A 17,480-nucleotide genomic window follows, 5' to 3' on the forward strand; every position below is an offset into this window, starting at 1 on the left:
CAGAAACCATGAGTATCTCCGAGCTTTTCCGGGAGATTTGGGCATTTGTAAAACCTTATCGCTTATTGGTATTGGCAACTTTGATTCTTACTTTGATAGGTTCGGTGATGGCTCAGGTAAACGCCTATATTTTGCGCTATACCGTAGATGAAATCACAATTTTGGTGGAGCAGCACGAGCCCTTAAAAAAGGGCATGAACCTACTATTTCTCATCAGCGCCATTTTATTGGGCAAAGAATTGATTTATGCCGCCGTACAATACGGACAGAAATTTTTTGGTGAAAAACTCCGTATTTATATTTCACGTGATTTTTCCCAAACCGTGGTAGAGCGCATCCTCTCCTATCGAATGGCATTTTATACCTCTTCGGAAAATGAAAGTGGAAAATTGCAGGCTAGAATAGATCTTGGCATTAGCAGTTTGACACGATTGGTTAGAAATTTCTTTATCGACATCCTCCCCTTATTTGCCAATGCCCTCATTGCCTTGATTGCTATGTTTACTGCCAATTTTTGGATAGGCATGGTGAGCTTGGCCATCATCCCCATTTATTATTGGGTGAGTGTGGTTCAGGCGCATAAACTGAGTGGTTTTAGACGGCGAATGCGACATTATCGCGAAACCAAAAGCAATGTCATTATTAGTATTATTGACTCTATTTCGGTGATTAAATCATTTACCAGAGAAAATTTGGAGGCAGACAAACACGAAAAGATCCAATACGATATTACCGAGAACCAAATGAAAACCCATCAAATTGGGTTTCTGTTTGACAGTTTAAAAACCTTTTTGGAACAATTTGGAGTCGTGCTCATTATTATTCTAACGGCCTACTTTGTGCTTAACGGCACTATGAGCATTGGGATGATCATGTTTCATATCATGTTGTTCAACAACGTCTCCGCCCCCATACGCAGACTGCATATGATTTATGACGAAGTGAACGATGCCTTAATTTATTCTGAAGCCTTTTTTAATATTCTTGACGCCGACGACGAACAGGAAACCTCTGGTAATTATATACCCGACAGCATTCTTGGCAACATCAAATTGAGCCACGTCGATTTTAAATATCCCAACGGCACCAAAGCATTGCATGATGTTTCTATGGAGATTCCCGCCAATAAAATTACAGCTTTGGTGGGATTAAGCGGTGCTGGAAAAAGTACGGTGGTGAACCTGCTGGATAAATTTTACCAACCAACTACCGGAAGCATCACTCTGGACAATGTGGACTTACAGGAATACAATACCGAATGGCTACGCCAACATATAGGTTTGGTGCTTCAGAAAAACCATATTTTTAACGGCAGCATCTCCGAAAACATTAGGTATGGGGACGAAGCAGCTACACAAGAGGACATAGAACTTGCCGCAAAAAAGGCCTATATCCATAACGACATTATGGCTTTGCCCAATGGGTATGCCTCCAAAGCCAAATTGCTGTCTGGAGGGCAGCAACAACGTATTTCCATAGCCCGTCTGTTTTTAAAAAATCCGCCTATTATCTTTTTAGACGAACCTACCGCCAGTCTGGATGCGGTAGCCACAGAGCAAATAAAGAAAAGTCTCGATGCCATTAAACAAGGGCGTACAGTAATAATTATTTCCCATAGCATTTCGCAGATTATCGATGCCGAAAATGTGATAGTTCTAGACCATGGTCGTGTTATTGAACAAGGCACACACGACGAACTGTACAAAAATCAATCCACCTATTACGAGATCTTTCAGGCCGCTGCCAACAGTTTAAACCTAGAGAAAATTTCGGATACGTTGAATGAGTAGCCCAATCCCTGTTTTCTATTTCCATTTATAAGTCTTTCACTTTTACCTAACTAATAAATTCCAATTACAAAGTCACATTTTTATGCTTTTTAGACTGAATAATATCCTATTTTTGCAGTCATTTATAATAAGTCTAAATAAATACAATGATGAAACATCTACTTTTTTGTATGTTTTTTTTGAGTGTTTTCGGCCTGTATGCCCAAAACGCTTCCATTTACGGAACCATTTCCGATGAAAACAACCAACCTGTACCTTATGCTACCATAAGCTTAAAAGGAACCTCTCAAGGCACCATGGCCAATGACCAAGGAAGCTACCGTTTGGAGCAGCTTGAAGCAGGCCAATATACGCTTGTATTTTCAGCAGTAGGCTACTTTAAGGCAGCTCAGCAAATTGACTTAAAAGCCAACGAAAGCTTAGAGATCAACTTCACCTTACAAACCGATTTAGAAGCCTTGAACGAAGTGGTGATTACTTCGAACCGAGTTCGCGAAACTTTGGATGAAGTACCATCTTCTGTTTCTGTGCTTTCTTCCAAACAAATTGAAAGCTACCAACAAACCAGTACCAATATTGCTGACGTATTGTTGGAAATTCCGGGAATTTCCCTAAGCACCAATCTAACCAGTAATACAGGGCAAACCTTGAGAGGTAGAAAAATGTTAATCTTGATTGACGGAATTCCTCAATCTACGCCATTACGTAACGGAAGTAGAGATATCAATACCATAGACCCTAATACTATTGAACGCATTGAGGTGATTAAAGGTGCTACCGCTATTTATGGAAACGGTGCCGATGGTGGTATTGTCAACTATATTACTAAGAAAACAGATGCTGCCAAGGCTTTTGAAAGCACTACCATGATTGGAAGCACTGGAGCCTTAAAAACCATTGAAAAAACTGTAGGCGCCAACATCTCCCAAACTTTCTCTGGAAATTTGGATAAATTGGGCTATGTAGTCAACGGAACCTTCAGACAAACAGGTGTATTCCGCGATGCGGACGGGGAAGTTATTTCTCCGTATTACGGAATTGGAGAAACTGACCAATACAGTTTGTTTGGAAAATTGAACTATCAAATTGCAAACAACCACAAGGTAGAATTGATGTACAACTACTTCAGCAGCAACCAAAATTCGGACTATGTGGCACAGGTTGGTGAATACGGTGTTACCCCTTCTATTGGTGTATTGGGAGAAGATTTGGCTGTAGACCAAGGAAACCGATACAACCACAATGCGCAGCTGACCTACGATTTCACAAATATCTTTAAAAACACCGATTTTAAACTGAACTTGTATGCTCAGGATTTTAGAACTGTTTACGGATATACAACAAGTTTCTACGATCCTAATTTAGGGTTTGACGGTGGACAATCGTCTATCATCTCTACCAAAATGGGAGCGCGTTTCAATTTCAATACTACTTACCAATTTGGTGAGGTATCTGGAAACGTTTTATACGGATTGGACGTGTTGAACGATGTGACTGCTCAAGAATTAATAGACGGCAGACCATGGGTTCCAGAAACCGACATGACTAACATTGCACCTTATGCACAGTTGAAAACACTTTACAAGAACTTTGTATTTAAAGCAGGTATCCGTTTTGAGAACATTGGAATCCACATTCCTGATTACGTAACCCTAACCCGATACGCAGCCGGAGCGACAACGCCTAGTAGTGGTGGTGTTGCTGTTGATGGTGGCGATTTGGATTATAATGCCACGACTTTTAACGCGGGATTACGTTACAACAAATGGTCGGTATTCAAACCATTTGTGAGCTTCTCGCAAAGTTTCTCTATTGCCGATTTAGGACGTACGTTGCGTTCGGCTACAGAAAGTACGGTAAGCCAAATCAATTCGGATGCGGTGATTGCCAACAACTACGAAATTGGATTCAACAGCCGTATTGGACAAACCAATTTTAGCGGTGCATATTTTATCAGTACTTCAAAATTTGGAGCCACTTATACTGAATTACCAAGCGGTATCTTCGAAATTGCCCGCCAGCCAGAACGCGTTTATGGATTTGAAGTAGCTGCCGACACCAAGTTATCCCTGCATTTCAACTTGGGAGGATCCTTCTCCTATACTGAAGGTAAATTGGATGTAGAAAACAACGACAACTACGACACTTACATGAACAGTGACCGTATTCCTCCTGTGAAAGGCGTGCTATATTTAGGGTATAACTTAAGTAATGCCTTTAATGCCAGAATCTCTTACATCTACTCAGGAAGCAGAGATCACTTCGAGGCTAACGAAAATGGTGATTATTCATACGGACAAGGGCCTATCTCCAGTTTCAACCTAGTCAACCTAAGCACTAGCTACCAGATGTCGCCATCTACAACTATTGGTTTAGGAATTGAAAACCTTCTTAATGAAGATTACTATAACCTATTGTCACAATTTGCAGCACGTAATAACGATTATATAAAAGCCAACGGAGCCCGTTTTAATGTATCACTTACCGTGAAACTTTAAACCACTCCCTATCTCATTAAAACATCCTGTAATATATTTGCAGGATGTTTTTTTGTTATGAGCCATTTTATCCCAATGTTTGCACTTTAATTGAAACGTGAATAACAGACGCCTTTTAAAATATCATTCGTATCTAGGGTTGATCTCTGGACTTTTTCTATTGGTAATAGGACTTACCGGTGCAATTTTGGCCTTTAATGAAGACATAGATGATATTACTTTTAGAGCCTATAGAGCTGAGGTTAGCTCTGAAAGCACACTAAATTTGGATCAGGCCATTCATACCGTGCAAGGCCAATTTCCAGAATGGGAAACCAGAATTGTTCATTTTCAACCAGGGGAATCCATTCTATTTAATTTGCGATTGCCTAATGCCAGACGTTTTGTATTTGTACATCCAGAAACAGGAACCATCATTGCCAACATTGATGCCAACAGCACCGTTGCCAAATGGATTTTGAAATTGCACTATACCTTTCATGCTGGAGTATATGGCCGAATTTTGGTATTTATTATCGGGGTTCTCTTTTTTCTTTCCTTAATCACAGGGCTTATCTTATACCGTAAAGTTTTACTTAAAACCTTGCTGTTTAAAGTGAAGATAAAACGCTCCCGCAGTCGTAATTTCTATTCAGCTTTACACAGATATGTAGGCGTTTGGGCTTTGTTGTTAAATTTAGTATTGGTGATTACAGGAACCGTTTTGGCCTTTAAGGTGTCTAGATCGGCATTACAGACGCCTAAACTTCCAGAACCCCCACAAATTACTATTTCTGTTGAAGAGAGTTTAAAAACCATCACGGATAACTACACTGATTTCACTCCTTCGTATTTGCGTTTACCTAAAACAAAAGAAGCGCCAATCACTGTGAACGGTACATTTGATTCCGATCCGTTTTATTACAGCAAATATTTCAACAAGATCCTTATAGACAGTAATACCGGAGAAATTTCTTCAGTTACCAAAGTATCGGAAGCCACACTCCTCACCCGTTTGGACAGTATGGTATCTCCTTTACACTTTGGACAATTTGGAGGCTTGCTTATAAAAATACTGTACTGTTTTATCGGTATTTCAGGGCCTTTTCTATCCGTCACCGGATTTATCATTTGGAAGCAGAAACGCAAAAAATCAAAAAAATGAGCCACGTAAACGGATTCAGTATTTTAACCACAACGTATTAAACTATGGGAAAAATTTCGAATACTTTGAATGAGTTGAATTGCACTTAAAAACCGCTTTACAAACATCAATCTGCCAAGCGTTAATGATTACACAAAGTACGGCCAGAATCAAAATATTAACCCTATTTTTGCGCCTTGTTCACAGGCGCCTGGAGCTCAAAAGCAAACCTTTGTCTTGAATGCACTTAATATTAAACTAAATACAAAATAAAAATGAAGAAAATTAATCTGCTAATTCTTGTTTTTTGGATTTCATTTCCAGTCTCCATATTTGCCAATGAAGGCATGTGGTTTTTGATGCATATCGAAAGGCTTAACCACCGAGATATGCAAAAAATGGGGCTTCAACTAACACCTGAGGAAATATACAGCATTAATAACCAAAGCTTAAAGGATGCCATTGTCCAGTTCAATGGAGGATGTACGGCCAGTATTATTTCAGAAAACGGGCTTTTACTTACCAATCACCACTGTGGTTATGATGCTATTGCCGAACTATCTTCAGCAGAGCAAAACCACCTTAAAAATGGGTTTTGGGCCAAGTCTTTAAACGACGAGTTGAAACCTGAACAACTATATGTAAGATTCTTTGTGAGAATGGACGATGTGTCTGAACGTATTTTGTCTAAAGTAAATGCTTCAATGACAGAAATAGAGCGTGAAGCCATCATCAATCAAGAGATTGCAAAAATTGAACAGGAAAATAGCGAGAATGGTAAATACAAAGTGTCTGTACGTTCCTTCTTTCAAGGAAATGAGTATTACTATTTTGTATATGAAGATTATACCGACGTAAGATTGGTTGGAACGCCTCCAAAAAGTCTAGGAAAATATGGTGGTGACACCGATAACTGGGAATGGCCACGCCACACAGCAGACTTCTCTCTTTTCAGAGTCTATGGAGATGCCAACGGACAGCCTGCAGAGTATTCAACCAACAATGTTCCTTTAAAGGCCAAACATCATTTACCAGTGAATATTGATGGTGTGGAAGAAAATGATTTCGCCATGATTTTGGGCTATCCGGGAAGAACCAACCGTTGGATGCCGGCCGAAGGGATCGAGCAAAACGTTAATTACGCTTACCCTGCTTGGGTGGAAGGCTCTAAATTAAGCATGGATGTCATGAAAAAGTATATGGACCAAGACGAGTCCATCAACTTAATGTACGCCTCCAAATATGCCGTTATTGCGAATTATTGGAAAAACCGTCAAGGAATGATTGACGCCCTAACGGCTCATAAAACTGCCGAAACCAAGCGTAAAACCGAAAGCAAGTTCAACAAATGGGCCAACAAATCTGCAAACAAAGACACCTATGGAAATGTTGTTTCGAATATCAATAACTATTACAGTTTAACGAATGACAAGGCGAAACACGACAACTACCTAAGGGTTATTCTACGCTCCAGTACATTTTCTAATTTACCATATAGAATAGGTCAGATTTTTGAAACCTACATCTCATCAAATGAGGCCAAACGTGCAGAATTGTCTCCAAAAATCAAAGCCTATATTGAAGCTTTGTACAAGGACCACTATTTACCACTTGAAAAGGAAATATTGGCAGAGCAACTCAAATTGTATGCTTCAAAATCCAATTACCAATTGCCAGAAGTCATTGCCGATGTAAAGGCTGAGGACAACCTAGACACCTATGTCAATGCTTGTTTCCAACTAAGTATGTTTACTACCAAAGAAGGAGCATTGGCCTTCTTGGATTACCCTAATGCCGAATTATTGGCAAACGACCCACTCTATATTCTTTCTGAAGCCCTATTGACCAAGTATAGAGAGCAACCAGAGCATCTTGTTCAGCCTTTAAACGACTACCAAGCATCTTTCAGATTGCTAGTTGATGGTTTGCGCAAATCTGGTTTGAGCAAGATCAGTTATCCAGATGCCAACTCAACACTTCGTTTAACCTATGGAAAAGTAAGAGCTTTGCCAAAAGATTCAAGAAACGATGCCAGCATCAACAATTACACTACCTTAGAAGGTATGGTAAACAAATACAAGCCTAATGATGAAGAGTTTGATTTGCCTGCAAAGATGCTTGAGATGTTCGAAAAGAAAAATTACGGGAGATACGCCAACAGCCAAGGGCAACTTCCTATAAATTTCTTAACAGACAATGATATTACTGGCGGTAATTCTGGATCACCAGTACTTAATGGTAAGGGAGAGTTAATTGGTTTGGCCTTTGATGGCAACATTGAGGCAATGGCCGGTGATGTTATTTTTGACAAAGATTTGCAACGTACCATCAATGTAGATGTTAGATACCTGCTTTGGTTAATAGACACCTACTCCAATGCATCAAACATCATCGATGAGTTAACTATCATAGCTACCGACAACCAAAGCTAGATTACTTCGTTGAAATAGCAAACATTCATAAAAAAAACCGAGAGCACATGCTCTCGGTTTTTTTTATGATATACACAACTTTCATTTTCATAGATCTCCACTACTTTAACATTTATTAAGAAGTACCACAGCCTTTGGTTTATTTTCTTTTGTTAGTTTTGACACATGGAAAACAAAAGCAACATCAAATCAATAAGCTATATCGTCCCTATTTTAGGGCTTATGCTTTTGCTGTTGCTATCTCCGTGCAAGGTTCGCAATTATATTCAAACCGAATTTGGCATAACCACCACAGAAGCTTCCAATAAGAGTAAATCTACTCTTAGTAAAAGTACTTGCAGTGACTTTGAGATTGCCAAAACGATACTGTCGTCTTCCAAAGAAAAGACTGCTAAGGATAGATTGGCTAACGCTGGAATGGCATCTTTTTCCCCAACGCTTTGGGTTCCGGAAACAGACAACAAAGCCTTCGTTTCTTCAGAAACCAAAGCCCCTTTGGGAACTTCAGTTCCACTCTATATTCTGTACCGTAATTTTAAGAACTACCTCTAAGTTCTCTTCGTTTTTAATTTAGGCTACCAAGGAAATTCTTTGGTACGATGTCTCTTTATACCCTATAACAATGGCTCGCATACACTGCAGGCGTCCTCTTAGGATATATTGAACACAACAGGAATCCCAACTGTGGGCATTCCCCTTTTTAATACAATCAAAACTTAGAAAGTCATGAAACATAAACTTTTTTATATCGCCTTTATATGCCTCTTGTCAATAGGCAGCAACAGCTTATTTGCACAGGATTTCGACCCTGAAAAGAACAATTATTTAATCCTTTCAAAAAACATCCAACAACTCAATCCCGTACTAATAACAGCCAATGATCTTGAAAAGGAAGATGGCAAAACCTATGGTGATTTTTACGTAATCCTCTGCGGAAAAACAGTGAGTGACATTCCAAACAACACGGAATTTGAAAAACTTTTGAAGAAGGCCAAATCCCAGAATGTCAAAGTTTTTATTTGTGGTATTTCCATGAAAAAATTCAATGTAAACAAGAAACAGTTACCAAAAAACATAACAGTGGTTGAAAACGGCATTCTATACGGATTTCAACTTACCAAACAAGGATTTAATACGCTCACCATTTAAGGCCCACAACATGCAAAACACCCAAATAAAAAATGACCCAGGACTTTTGTCCCTAGCACTGAGATTAGTCGTAGGTTGGACCTATTTTTCGGCCTTTTGGAGGCGCACCATTTTAGCGGATAAACTAGACCCTGTAGTAGCTGGTTATATCGGTGAGAAATTCAATCACTTTTTACCCCATGCCCTAGGCATCAAACCCATTATTCAATATTTGCTTGAAAACCCTGATGTGCTTTGGCTAAACATGGTCATTTTCACCATCATTGAAGGCATTGTAGGCTTGTTTATTTTACTGGGACTGTTCACCCGGCTCATGAGTATTGGAGTCTTTGGTTTGGCTATGGGGATTCTTTTGGGATCTGGTTGGATAGGCACTACCTGCTTGGACGAATGGCAAATTGGTGTACTTGGCATTGCGGCTGGCTTTGTGCTATTCCTTACTGGAAGCGGTCAATATTCGTTGGACAACTATTTAAGGAAACGAAACTTCTCTCTCACCAAAAAATCATGGTTTACTTGGTTAGGCTCTGGTGTTTTACCTATTAAGGACCGTCTGTTTCCAAAATTTGTGTTGATAGGTTCTCTCTGCATTTTAGGGATTACCTTAATGACCAATCAAGTATTCCATGGAGGCTTATGGGGATCTTTGCACAATAAATCCGTAAAACCCAAACTAGAAATTAGCAATGGTACACTGGATAGCGATACCGTATCTTTTGACGTATTTAGAACCGAGGGTGTTGATGTGTATGGATCATGGCTCATAGGTATAGAATTGTTGGACGCACAAAACAATGCCGTTGTAGAGTACTCGCAGGAAGCCTTGGCTTCATTGCCAGAAACCTCTATTGACAATTATTATATTGCCAAAATAAAGCCCGGTCAGCATAGTTTGCTTATCCCTTTGGGAGCTAAAGCTAAGTTACAATTACCCCATGAAGCCCTTGCAACTTTACCAAGTGGTCAATACACTCTAAAACTAACCGATATCAGCGGTGCTTTTTGGACCTATGATCTACGAAAACCTTAAGCCTAAATTCAGAACGGTTTGGCCGATTGGCTAAACCGTTTTGATTTTTGATTCCATTTATCCACTTATAAACAGCTATGCAACAAACCAAAAATCTTAGATTTGTTGTACAAAACAAACCCAACAACTCATGAGCCTAAAACACTCCATCCTATTTGCATACACCTCCTTAACCATAGTGGCTTGTCAATCGCCTGCTGACATTTCAGGAACAATTGCTAGAACTGAGCAAAAAGGTTCAAAAGTCTACCTTATCCAACCAGAAAACCTAAAAGACCTAGCAGCCCCTTATTTTGGAAAGGTGTTAGATTCGGCAACCATCAAGGATGATGGAAGTTTTGAGTTCCGAAATATGCCTCTATCTACTTCAGGGATATTACTGGAATTGGCCGTGCAACCTACAGGAAAAGCTCCTAATTATTTAGAAACTGAAGTCCCAGAAAGCAGTAACTATATGCCCATTGTATGGCAAACCGGAGAAGCTCTTACAATTTCCGCACAATGGGGTGCATTCCAAAAGAGCTTTCAATTGGTAAATCCTTCCGAAGCCAACAAAGCACTCCTAAACCTTAGAGACATAAAATACCAAGCTTACAATAATTATCTAGCAGGTAAAGAATGGCAGGTTGAAGACGGAAGTGAATTGTTGGAAAAAGAACATGCCATCTTAAACTACCAAAGGGAATTGATCCACTTTGCTGATACCACTCAACACTTTTTGCCCGCATTAGTAGCCCTACGCTGGGTAAGCCCCGAAAACGACTATGAACGTGTCCCGGAATTTTTGGTAAGACAATGCAACACATGGAGTAAAGCACAAGCTGAACATGTTTGGACACAAAAATTGTGTAAAATGAGTGATGCCTCCAATTTGCCTGTATTGGTGGGCGATGTATTTCCAGACGCAACACTTCCTACCTTAACAAAGGACACAATTAAGCTCAGGGAACATTTAGGTAATAAACTCACCATTATAGATCTTTGGGCCTCTTGGTGTGCCCCATGCCGCAAGGAAAATCGAGAAGTTTTGGCTCCACTATGGAACACCTATCACGACGATGGTTTACAGATTGTTGCCTATGCCCTGGAAAGCCATGCCGCCTCATGGAAAGCCGCTGCTGAACTTGATGGCGCCGACCGTTGGCTACAGGTATCAGATTTACAAGGGGACAATGCTGATTTCTTAAAACATATTCGCGTACAGACCATTCCGGCCAATTTTATCTTGGATGAAAACGGTGTGGTGATTGCCAAAAATTTGCATGGGGAGGATTTGGTGGAATTTGTAAAAAGTCAAATAAGAAAAGAATAGCTTTTCATAGTAAATTTGATAGTTTTCATATTTGGTTCGTAATTAAGAAATTTTAAGATGCCTAGCCAATCCCTTTCATATTAACTTAATGCCAAAATGAAATTTAATCCCTTTAAAATCACTATATTTACGCATCAAACCACGATGTATTTAGGAACCCCATCCATCGGACAAACAAAAACATTTTAAGGCTTAGTTTTTATCCACTTTTGAGCATTTCAATTATAAGTTAGCATCATAATACTATAGATTAAAAACACTAAAAAATGATAAAAGTAGTACTTCAGCAAAAAGGATTTGAGAAGATAAAACTTGATTTTCAATATTTATTATCCGTCTTCAAAGAAATGCTTGTTTCAATTGGAGAAGAGGATGTAGTCGATATGTTGCCATTTGACAATTTGGAAATTGCAGCAAAAAAACACAGTTCAAACGAAAAAATGACTCAAGCCATTGGTATCTGTTTTGAGCTTTTAAACTTAGCAGAAGAAAATGCCGCAACCCAATACAGAAGAGAATCCGAGACCCAATTTGGTATTGAAACAACCCGCGGTTCCTGGGGAGAAACCTTACTCCAATGGAAAACCGAAGGATTGGATGAAAAAAAAATAGCTGAGAAATTGCAAGAAATACTCGTTATGCCCGTATTGACGGCCCACCCTACAGAAGCTAAACGTTTAACAGTACTGGACATTCACAGAGAACTCTACCTACTTTTGGTGAAACGGGAAAACCCCAACTGGTCAACTTCCGAACAAGCCCAGTTAAAACAGGAAATGATCAGTTTAATGGAGCGTTGGTGGCGGACAGGTGAAATATATCTGCAAAAGCCACGCCTTGAAGACGAAAGGGGAAATCTTATGCATTATTTTGTAAATGTATTTCCTGAAGCAGTACGCCTCACAGACCAACGGCTACAGCATGCCTGGAGTACCTTTGGATATTCTTCAGAGCTACTGGAATGGCCCGAAGACTTTCCTTTAATCCAATTTGGCAGTTGGGTTGGTGGCGATCGGGATGGGCATCCATTTGTAACTGCAGAATTTACGGCCTCTACCTTACGGTTACATCGAAAAGCCATACTTAAAGTCATTCATGAACAGCTTTTTGAACTGGCCGCAGAACTTAGTATTTCAAGCTATACCACCCCTATTCCAAAGGACTTTTTAAAAGACATTGAAACTGCCGCCAATTTGTTTGGGGATGAAGGGCAAAAAGCTATGGACCGTAACCCATCAGAGCCGTTCCGTCAATATGTCAACTTACTGTTGGTACGTTTGGAACACACCATTGAGGACAATCATGCCTTGGGAGAAGCCGGCTATTTCAAAACCTCAAACGATTTGATTTTGGAACTCCGAAAGTTAAGACAAGTACTTATCGATTTGGGAGCCAAACAGATGGCCAAGCAGTGGCTATTTCCTATTGAGCGTCTGGTGCAATGCTTCGGGTTTCATTTGGCGAAGTTGGATATTAGACAAAACAGTGCCTACCACGAAAAGGCCATTAGCCAGATGTTGGCGAGTTCGGGTTATCAAGACTCAGACTATGCCCAATGGGATGAAGACAAACGTGTAGACTTTTTAAATAACGAACTCACTAGTAACCGTCCATTTTTGGTAGCGGGCACCTCTTGTGGACTTGAAGCAGATAACGTTTTAGGCTACTTACAGGAAGTAAAGCAATATGTAGACCTATATGGTACGGACGGCATTGGTTCCATTATTGTAAGTATGACGCGGTCCTTGAGCGACTTGCTTTTGGTGTATTTGTTTTTGAGAGAAGTTGGCCTGAAAGATGCTGGATTAATGGTAGTGCCTCTTTTTGAAACCATAGACGATTTAAATGCTGCGCCAGAAATTTTGACCACCTATTTAAACCATCCAATTGTTAAACATCAGCGTGAGGCTTCAGATAGTTTTACCCAAGAAGTCATGTTAGGTTATAGCGATAGCAACAAAGATGGAGGCATCTTAACCAGTCGTTGGAACATTTACAAAGCCGAAGAAAATTTAACGGAAGCAGCCAAGCTATTAGGTGTAAAAGTCTGTTTTTTCCACGGCCGCGGAGGCACCATTAGTCGTGGCGGAGGAAAAGTGCATCGGTTTTTAGATAGCATGCCTCCAGGATCTTTAAGCGGTCATATTAAAATGACAGTTCAAGGAGAGACCATTGCCAATCAATTTGCCAATAGGTTAACGGCCACCTATAATCTCGAAATGTTTTTAGCAGGAACGGCAAGGCAAACCATGAAAACACCTCCTAAAACAAAGGATTCAAAACGTTACCAAATGATGGATGTTTTGGCTGAATTGAGTAGAATTCATTACCGAAAGTTGCTCGATCATCCCAAATTCATGGAACTATATTCGCATGCCACCCCAATAGATGTTTTGGAGTTAAGTAAAATTGGCTCCAGACCAGCTCGCAGAACAGGCCAGCGAACTTTAAACGACCTAAGGTCGATACCTTGGGTGTTTAGTTGGAGTCAATCCAGGTTCAACCTTAGTGGTTGGTTTGGACTAGGTGCTGCATTAGACGAATTTCAACAGGAACACCCTAAAGATTATGAACAACTGAAGCAATTAGTACAAGAATGGCCATTTTGGAAGTATCTCCTTATCCAAATTGAATCCAATCTGATGGATTCTGATATTGACATTATGAAAAAGTTTGCTGAATTGATTAAAGACTCGCAAACCAAAGAAGAGCTCACAAACCTTATTATTGATGATTACCATTCTTGCCTTCAAGAAATTGATAACATCTTTGGAGAATCCATTGAGACACGTCGAATTTCCAAACTAGAGGATATGAAATTACGAAAGCATGCACTAAAGTCTTTAAGCGAACTTCAAGTGGACCATCTCAAAAAATGGAGATCCATTCGTGAAACCGATCCAAAACAGGCCGATCATTACTTGGTGCAGCTATTAATCCTAATCAATGCCCTATCAACAGGCCTAAAAGGCACAGGTTGATTCAAAAATGAATGATGCTTCATTTATAGATTTTAGAAGACTATTTTTTAAGGACCATTTAATCCAAAACTATGGATTTTAAAGGAATTAGGGTAACAAAGTCCTATCAACAAATCAACAATGCCCCTCCAAACGTGGTATTCCCCCTATTGTGTCCTGTTAGGGAAAAAGACTGGATAGAAGGCTGGGATTACAGCATGATTTTCTCCAAGTCGGGCCTTGTTGAAAAAGGTTGCATTTTTTCTACGCCCCATCATGGGGAGCAACCAACCATTTGGTACGTCACCCAGCATGACCCAGAACTGTACAAGGTAGAATTTGTTAGAATTACCCCCAATGAAGAAGTGGTAAGGATATACATTTTCCTGGAAAATAATCACAACGGCAGTTCAACGGCTAACATTACTTATGAATATACAGGACTTAACGAAGCTAAAAATAAATGGATCGCTAAAGAACTTGACAAGGCCTTTGAACAAACCATGAAGGGCTGGGAAAAAGCTATCAATCATTATCTTAAATACAGTGAAAAGTTAATTGAATAACCTCCTATTTCGGAGATTATGATGAAATTGACTATATTGGATATGCAACTAAAAATTCCGTGCCGCCATGACCAGACAAGAATTTTTAAAACAAGTAGGTATGACTGGAGCCTCCCTTCTGTTACTGAATGGCACTCCCCTTCTATCCTCTGAGTCTAAAATGGAGGTTCCAGGCGTAAAAGCCCCTAACATTGTGCAACCCAAAAAGGGTGAGGATATTTTTGGGTATATCAGCAGGATTAAAGGAACTTTTGACAGTACACTTTACAAACAGATTTTAGGAGCGGCCAATGCGTTCAAAGAAGGCGACCAAACATTGAACATCGCTGCAGCCAATGAGCAATCTAGAAGTCACGCCCGAGTATTACTGGGCAACACCACAATAAAAGACCTATACTCCCACAATGTCTACATAGATGAGCTTTCCGAACTTATCAACAACTCCCTTCAGTCGAATACAGAACTCCCTTCTTGGACACTACAACAGTTCAAAGACTTTTTATTGAACAGTACTGAAGCTGAAATCAAAACCATATTGCCATGCCTAAACAGTGATACTATAGCCTGTGTGGTAAAATTAATGTCTAATGAAGAATTGATAGCTATTGGAAGTAAAGTTTTCAATCCGCTACCCAACAGCAATATTGGTAGTAAAGGCTACATGGGCGCCAGAGTTCAACCAAACTCACCAACCGATAACACCGAAGATATTTCTTGGCAGGTGTTTAATGCTTGGTCCTATGCTGTGGGAGATGTAGTATTGGGTACCAACCCCGTTTCCAGTAATCCAAAATCTGTAGCTGCTATTGAAAAGTCCTTATTCGACATTATCTCTAGTTTCGGTTTAGAAACCACCATTCCTAACTGCGTTCTTTCTCATGTAGATGTACAGTCCGAAGTGGAACAACAACATCCAGGAACTACAGGGATTTGGTTTCAGAGCATTGCTGGTACGGTGAATGCCAACAACACCTTTGATGTCACCATAGATAAAATGCTACAGTACGCCTCCCTTCGCAATGGGCATTTTGGATTTTATGCAGAAACAGGGCAAGGTGCCGATTTCACCAACGGCCATGCCGAAGGCTTTGACATGGTGATGCATGAATCAAGAAAATATGGCTTTCTTAGAGTACTCAAACAAAAAATAAGTGCTTTAAAGGGTGACAACAATTCTTGGGTACATGTAAATGATGTAGCCGGATTTATTGGTCCGGAAGTATTTAGAACCAAGGAACAATTGGTGCGCTGTTGTTTGGAAGATACGGTCATGGGCAAACTTCACGGCCTCACCATAGGGCTAGACATCTGTTCCACCCTGCATATGGATGTGAATCTTCAGGATTTGGACTGGTGTATTTCTCAGGTCATGCCTGCAAATCCAGCCTACTTAATGGCTCTTCCCACCAAAAATGATCCCATGCTCAGTTATTTAACGACCGCCTTTAATAACCATATAAAAATACGCGAAGAGTTTGGCTATAAAGTGAATGACGCCATGTGGGACTTTTTTAAGAAGTTGGAAATTATTGATGGAGAAGGGAATCCTACCAAACATTTTGGCGACCCCATTTGGGTGTATTATAAATTCCGACAAGCAAACAATGACCAAAGACCAAAATCGGTTATTTATGAAGAAGGGAAAGCAGCCATTGAACGAATAGAAAAACGAGGAGTGCCAATTGCTCATGGATATGGAAAAACCTATTCCGATTTGGATCCAGAACTTGAGAAGCAAGTGCAATATTTATATGATGACGCCAAAGTAAGTTTGTGGACCGAAATGTCTCCCGTGTTTGTACATAGTCTCCCCACTTCCATTGCGATTGCTACCGCCTCCCAAAACCGAAAAGATTACATCTACCATCCAGAATCGGGTGAAGCTTTAAGCCCAGATGCCATAAACAAAGTTAACTCCCTAAAAAATACTTGGGAATCGGCTCCTGATATTCAAATCATCATTTCAGACGGACTTAATGCCAGAGCATTGATGGATGAAGGCCATTTGAATCCTTACTTAAGAGGCCTTACAAAAGAACTGAAATCCCAGGATTATAATCTAAGTTCACATCCTATTGTCATAACCAACGGACGTGTACGGGCTGGCTATGCCTGTGGGGAGCTTTTATTTGGGAACACTACCAACAAATTAAAATCCCATGGTATTATTCATATTATTGGGGAACGCCCTGGTTCAGGTCATCACAATTTTTCGGCCTATTTAACAGTTGCGTCTAGTTCCATTTGGCATACTAAAGGCATTGTAGACCACAATATATCCAAGGTTGTTTCCGGCATTTCCGATACTGCACTCACACCGAAATTGGCCATTACCGATACTGTCAACATTTTAAATGCATTATTTCAAACCTATAGGACTGGCTAATATTCCAAAGGTTCCATCAAATTTTTCATTTGCATGGAATCTCTATACCTATAACCATAAAATTAAAGCTATGAAGTAACTGGAGGCAGGTTAAGGCCTTTTACATTAAAAGGGGTACAAATTTTCACGGCTATTTCCTACCTACAGACACCTTTTTGGCCCTTGTGAATACTTGAAATTACAAAATACTTCTGAAGCGGAGACATTGTTGAAACTAGAGCCTACAACTATTTT

At 40.0% G+C, this 17,480-nt stretch carries 11 protein-coding genes; all 11 read left to right on the forward strand.

Features of this window, described 5'->3' with window-relative positions:
* Positions 1-8 precede the first annotated feature (8 nt).
* The 11 genes from ZA05_RS08145 to eutB all read left to right on the forward strand — a co-directional run bounded on the left by ZA05_RS08145 (position 9) and on the right by eutB (position 17,246).
* Positions 9-1,790 carry an ABC transporter ATP-binding protein gene (locus ZA05_RS08145; RefSeq protein ID WP_053991288.1) on the forward strand — a complete coding sequence of 594 codons (1,782 nt, stop codon included), beginning with the start codon at positions 9-11 and terminating at the stop codon, positions 1,788-1,790.
* A gap of 146 nt (positions 1,791-1,936) precedes the next feature.
* Positions 1,937-4,288 (forward strand): TonB-dependent receptor, encoded by a 2,352-nt coding sequence (locus ZA05_RS18540; protein WP_082333719.1) that lies wholly within the window; start codon positions 1,937-1,939, stop codon positions 4,286-4,288.
* Positions 4,289-4,385: 97 nt separating this feature from the next.
* The gene (locus ZA05_RS08155) at positions 4,386-5,432 is read left to right on the forward strand and encodes a PepSY domain-containing protein (protein WP_082333720.1); all 1,047 of its coding nucleotides are present in this window, start codon (positions 4,386-4,388) and stop codon (positions 5,430-5,432) included.
* Between the two features lie 254 nt (positions 5,433-5,686).
* Positions 5,687-7,843, forward strand: coding sequence for a S46 family peptidase (locus ZA05_RS08160; RefSeq protein WP_053991206.1), 2,157 nt, complete (start codon positions 5,687-5,689; stop codon positions 7,841-7,843).
* A gap of 165 nt (positions 7,844-8,008) precedes the next feature.
* Positions 8,009-8,395, forward strand: coding sequence for a hypothetical protein (locus ZA05_RS08165; RefSeq protein WP_053991207.1), 387 nt, complete (start codon positions 8,009-8,011; stop codon positions 8,393-8,395).
* A 174-nt stretch (positions 8,396-8,569) separates the two neighbouring features.
* On the forward strand, positions 8,570-8,992 hold the full coding sequence (locus ZA05_RS08170) for a DsrE family protein (RefSeq protein WP_053991208.1): 423 nt from the start codon (positions 8,570-8,572) through the stop codon (positions 8,990-8,992).
* A 10-nt stretch (positions 8,993-9,002) separates the two neighbouring features.
* Positions 9,003-10,022: a TQO small subunit DoxD gene (locus tag ZA05_RS08175; protein ID WP_053991209.1), complete on the forward strand. Its 1,020-nt coding sequence runs from the start codon at positions 9,003-9,005 to the stop codon at positions 10,020-10,022.
* 130 nt (positions 10,023-10,152) lie between these two features.
* Positions 10,153-11,334 carry a TlpA disulfide reductase family protein gene (locus tag ZA05_RS08180; protein WP_053991210.1) on the forward strand — a complete coding sequence of 394 codons (1,182 nt, stop codon included), beginning with the start codon at positions 10,153-10,155 and terminating at the stop codon, positions 11,332-11,334.
* 266 nt (positions 11,335-11,600) lie between these two features.
* Positions 11,601-14,315 (forward strand): phosphoenolpyruvate carboxylase, encoded by a 2,715-nt coding sequence (locus tag ZA05_RS08185; protein WP_053991211.1) that lies wholly within the window; start codon positions 11,601-11,603, stop codon positions 14,313-14,315.
* 71 nt (positions 14,316-14,386) lie between these two features.
* On the forward strand, positions 14,387-14,860 hold the full coding sequence (locus ZA05_RS08190) for a hypothetical protein (RefSeq protein ID WP_053991212.1): 474 nt from the start codon (positions 14,387-14,389) through the stop codon (positions 14,858-14,860).
* 67 nt (positions 14,861-14,927) lie between these two features.
* Positions 14,928-17,246, forward strand: a complete 2,319-nt coding sequence (gene eutB / locus ZA05_RS08195; protein WP_053991213.1) for an ethanolamine ammonia-lyase subunit EutB — start codon at positions 14,928-14,930, stop codon at positions 17,244-17,246.
* The last annotated feature ends 234 nt before the right edge of the window (positions 17,247-17,480 follow it).

This window comes from Mangrovimonas sp. TPBH4 (assembly GCF_001280505.1).
Classification (GTDB): Bacteria; Bacteroidota; Bacteroidia; order Flavobacteriales; family Flavobacteriaceae; genus Mangrovimonas_A.

Coding starts and splice junctions, on each gene's coding strand:
- ZA05_RS08145 (WP_053991288.1), top strand. CDS start 9: ATGAGTATCTCCGAGCTTTTCCGGGAGATTTGGGCATTTGTAAAACCT.
- ZA05_RS08175 (WP_053991209.1), top strand. CDS start 9,003: ATGCAAAACACCCAAATAAAAAATGACCCAGGACTTTTGTCCCTAGCA.
- ZA05_RS08185 (WP_053991211.1), top strand. CDS start 11,601: ATGATAAAAGTAGTACTTCAGCAAAAAGGATTTGAGAAGATAAAACTT.
- eutB (WP_053991213.1), top strand. CDS start 14,928: ATGACCAGACAAGAATTTTTAAAACAAGTAGGTATGACTGGAGCCTCC.
- ZA05_RS08170 (WP_053991208.1), top strand. CDS start 8,570: ATGAAACATAAACTTTTTTATATCGCCTTTATATGCCTCTTGTCAATA.
- ZA05_RS08160 (WP_053991206.1), top strand. CDS start 5,687: ATGAAGAAAATTAATCTGCTAATTCTTGTTTTTTGGATTTCATTTCCA.
- ZA05_RS08180 (WP_053991210.1), top strand. CDS start 10,153: ATGAGCCTAAAACACTCCATCCTATTTGCATACACCTCCTTAACCATA.
- ZA05_RS08165 (WP_053991207.1), top strand. CDS start 8,009: ATGGAAAACAAAAGCAACATCAAATCAATAAGCTATATCGTCCCTATT.
- ZA05_RS18540 (WP_082333719.1), top strand. CDS start 1,937: ATGATGAAACATCTACTTTTTTGTATGTTTTTTTTGAGTGTTTTCGGC.
- ZA05_RS08190 (WP_053991212.1), top strand. CDS start 14,387: ATGGATTTTAAAGGAATTAGGGTAACAAAGTCCTATCAACAAATCAAC.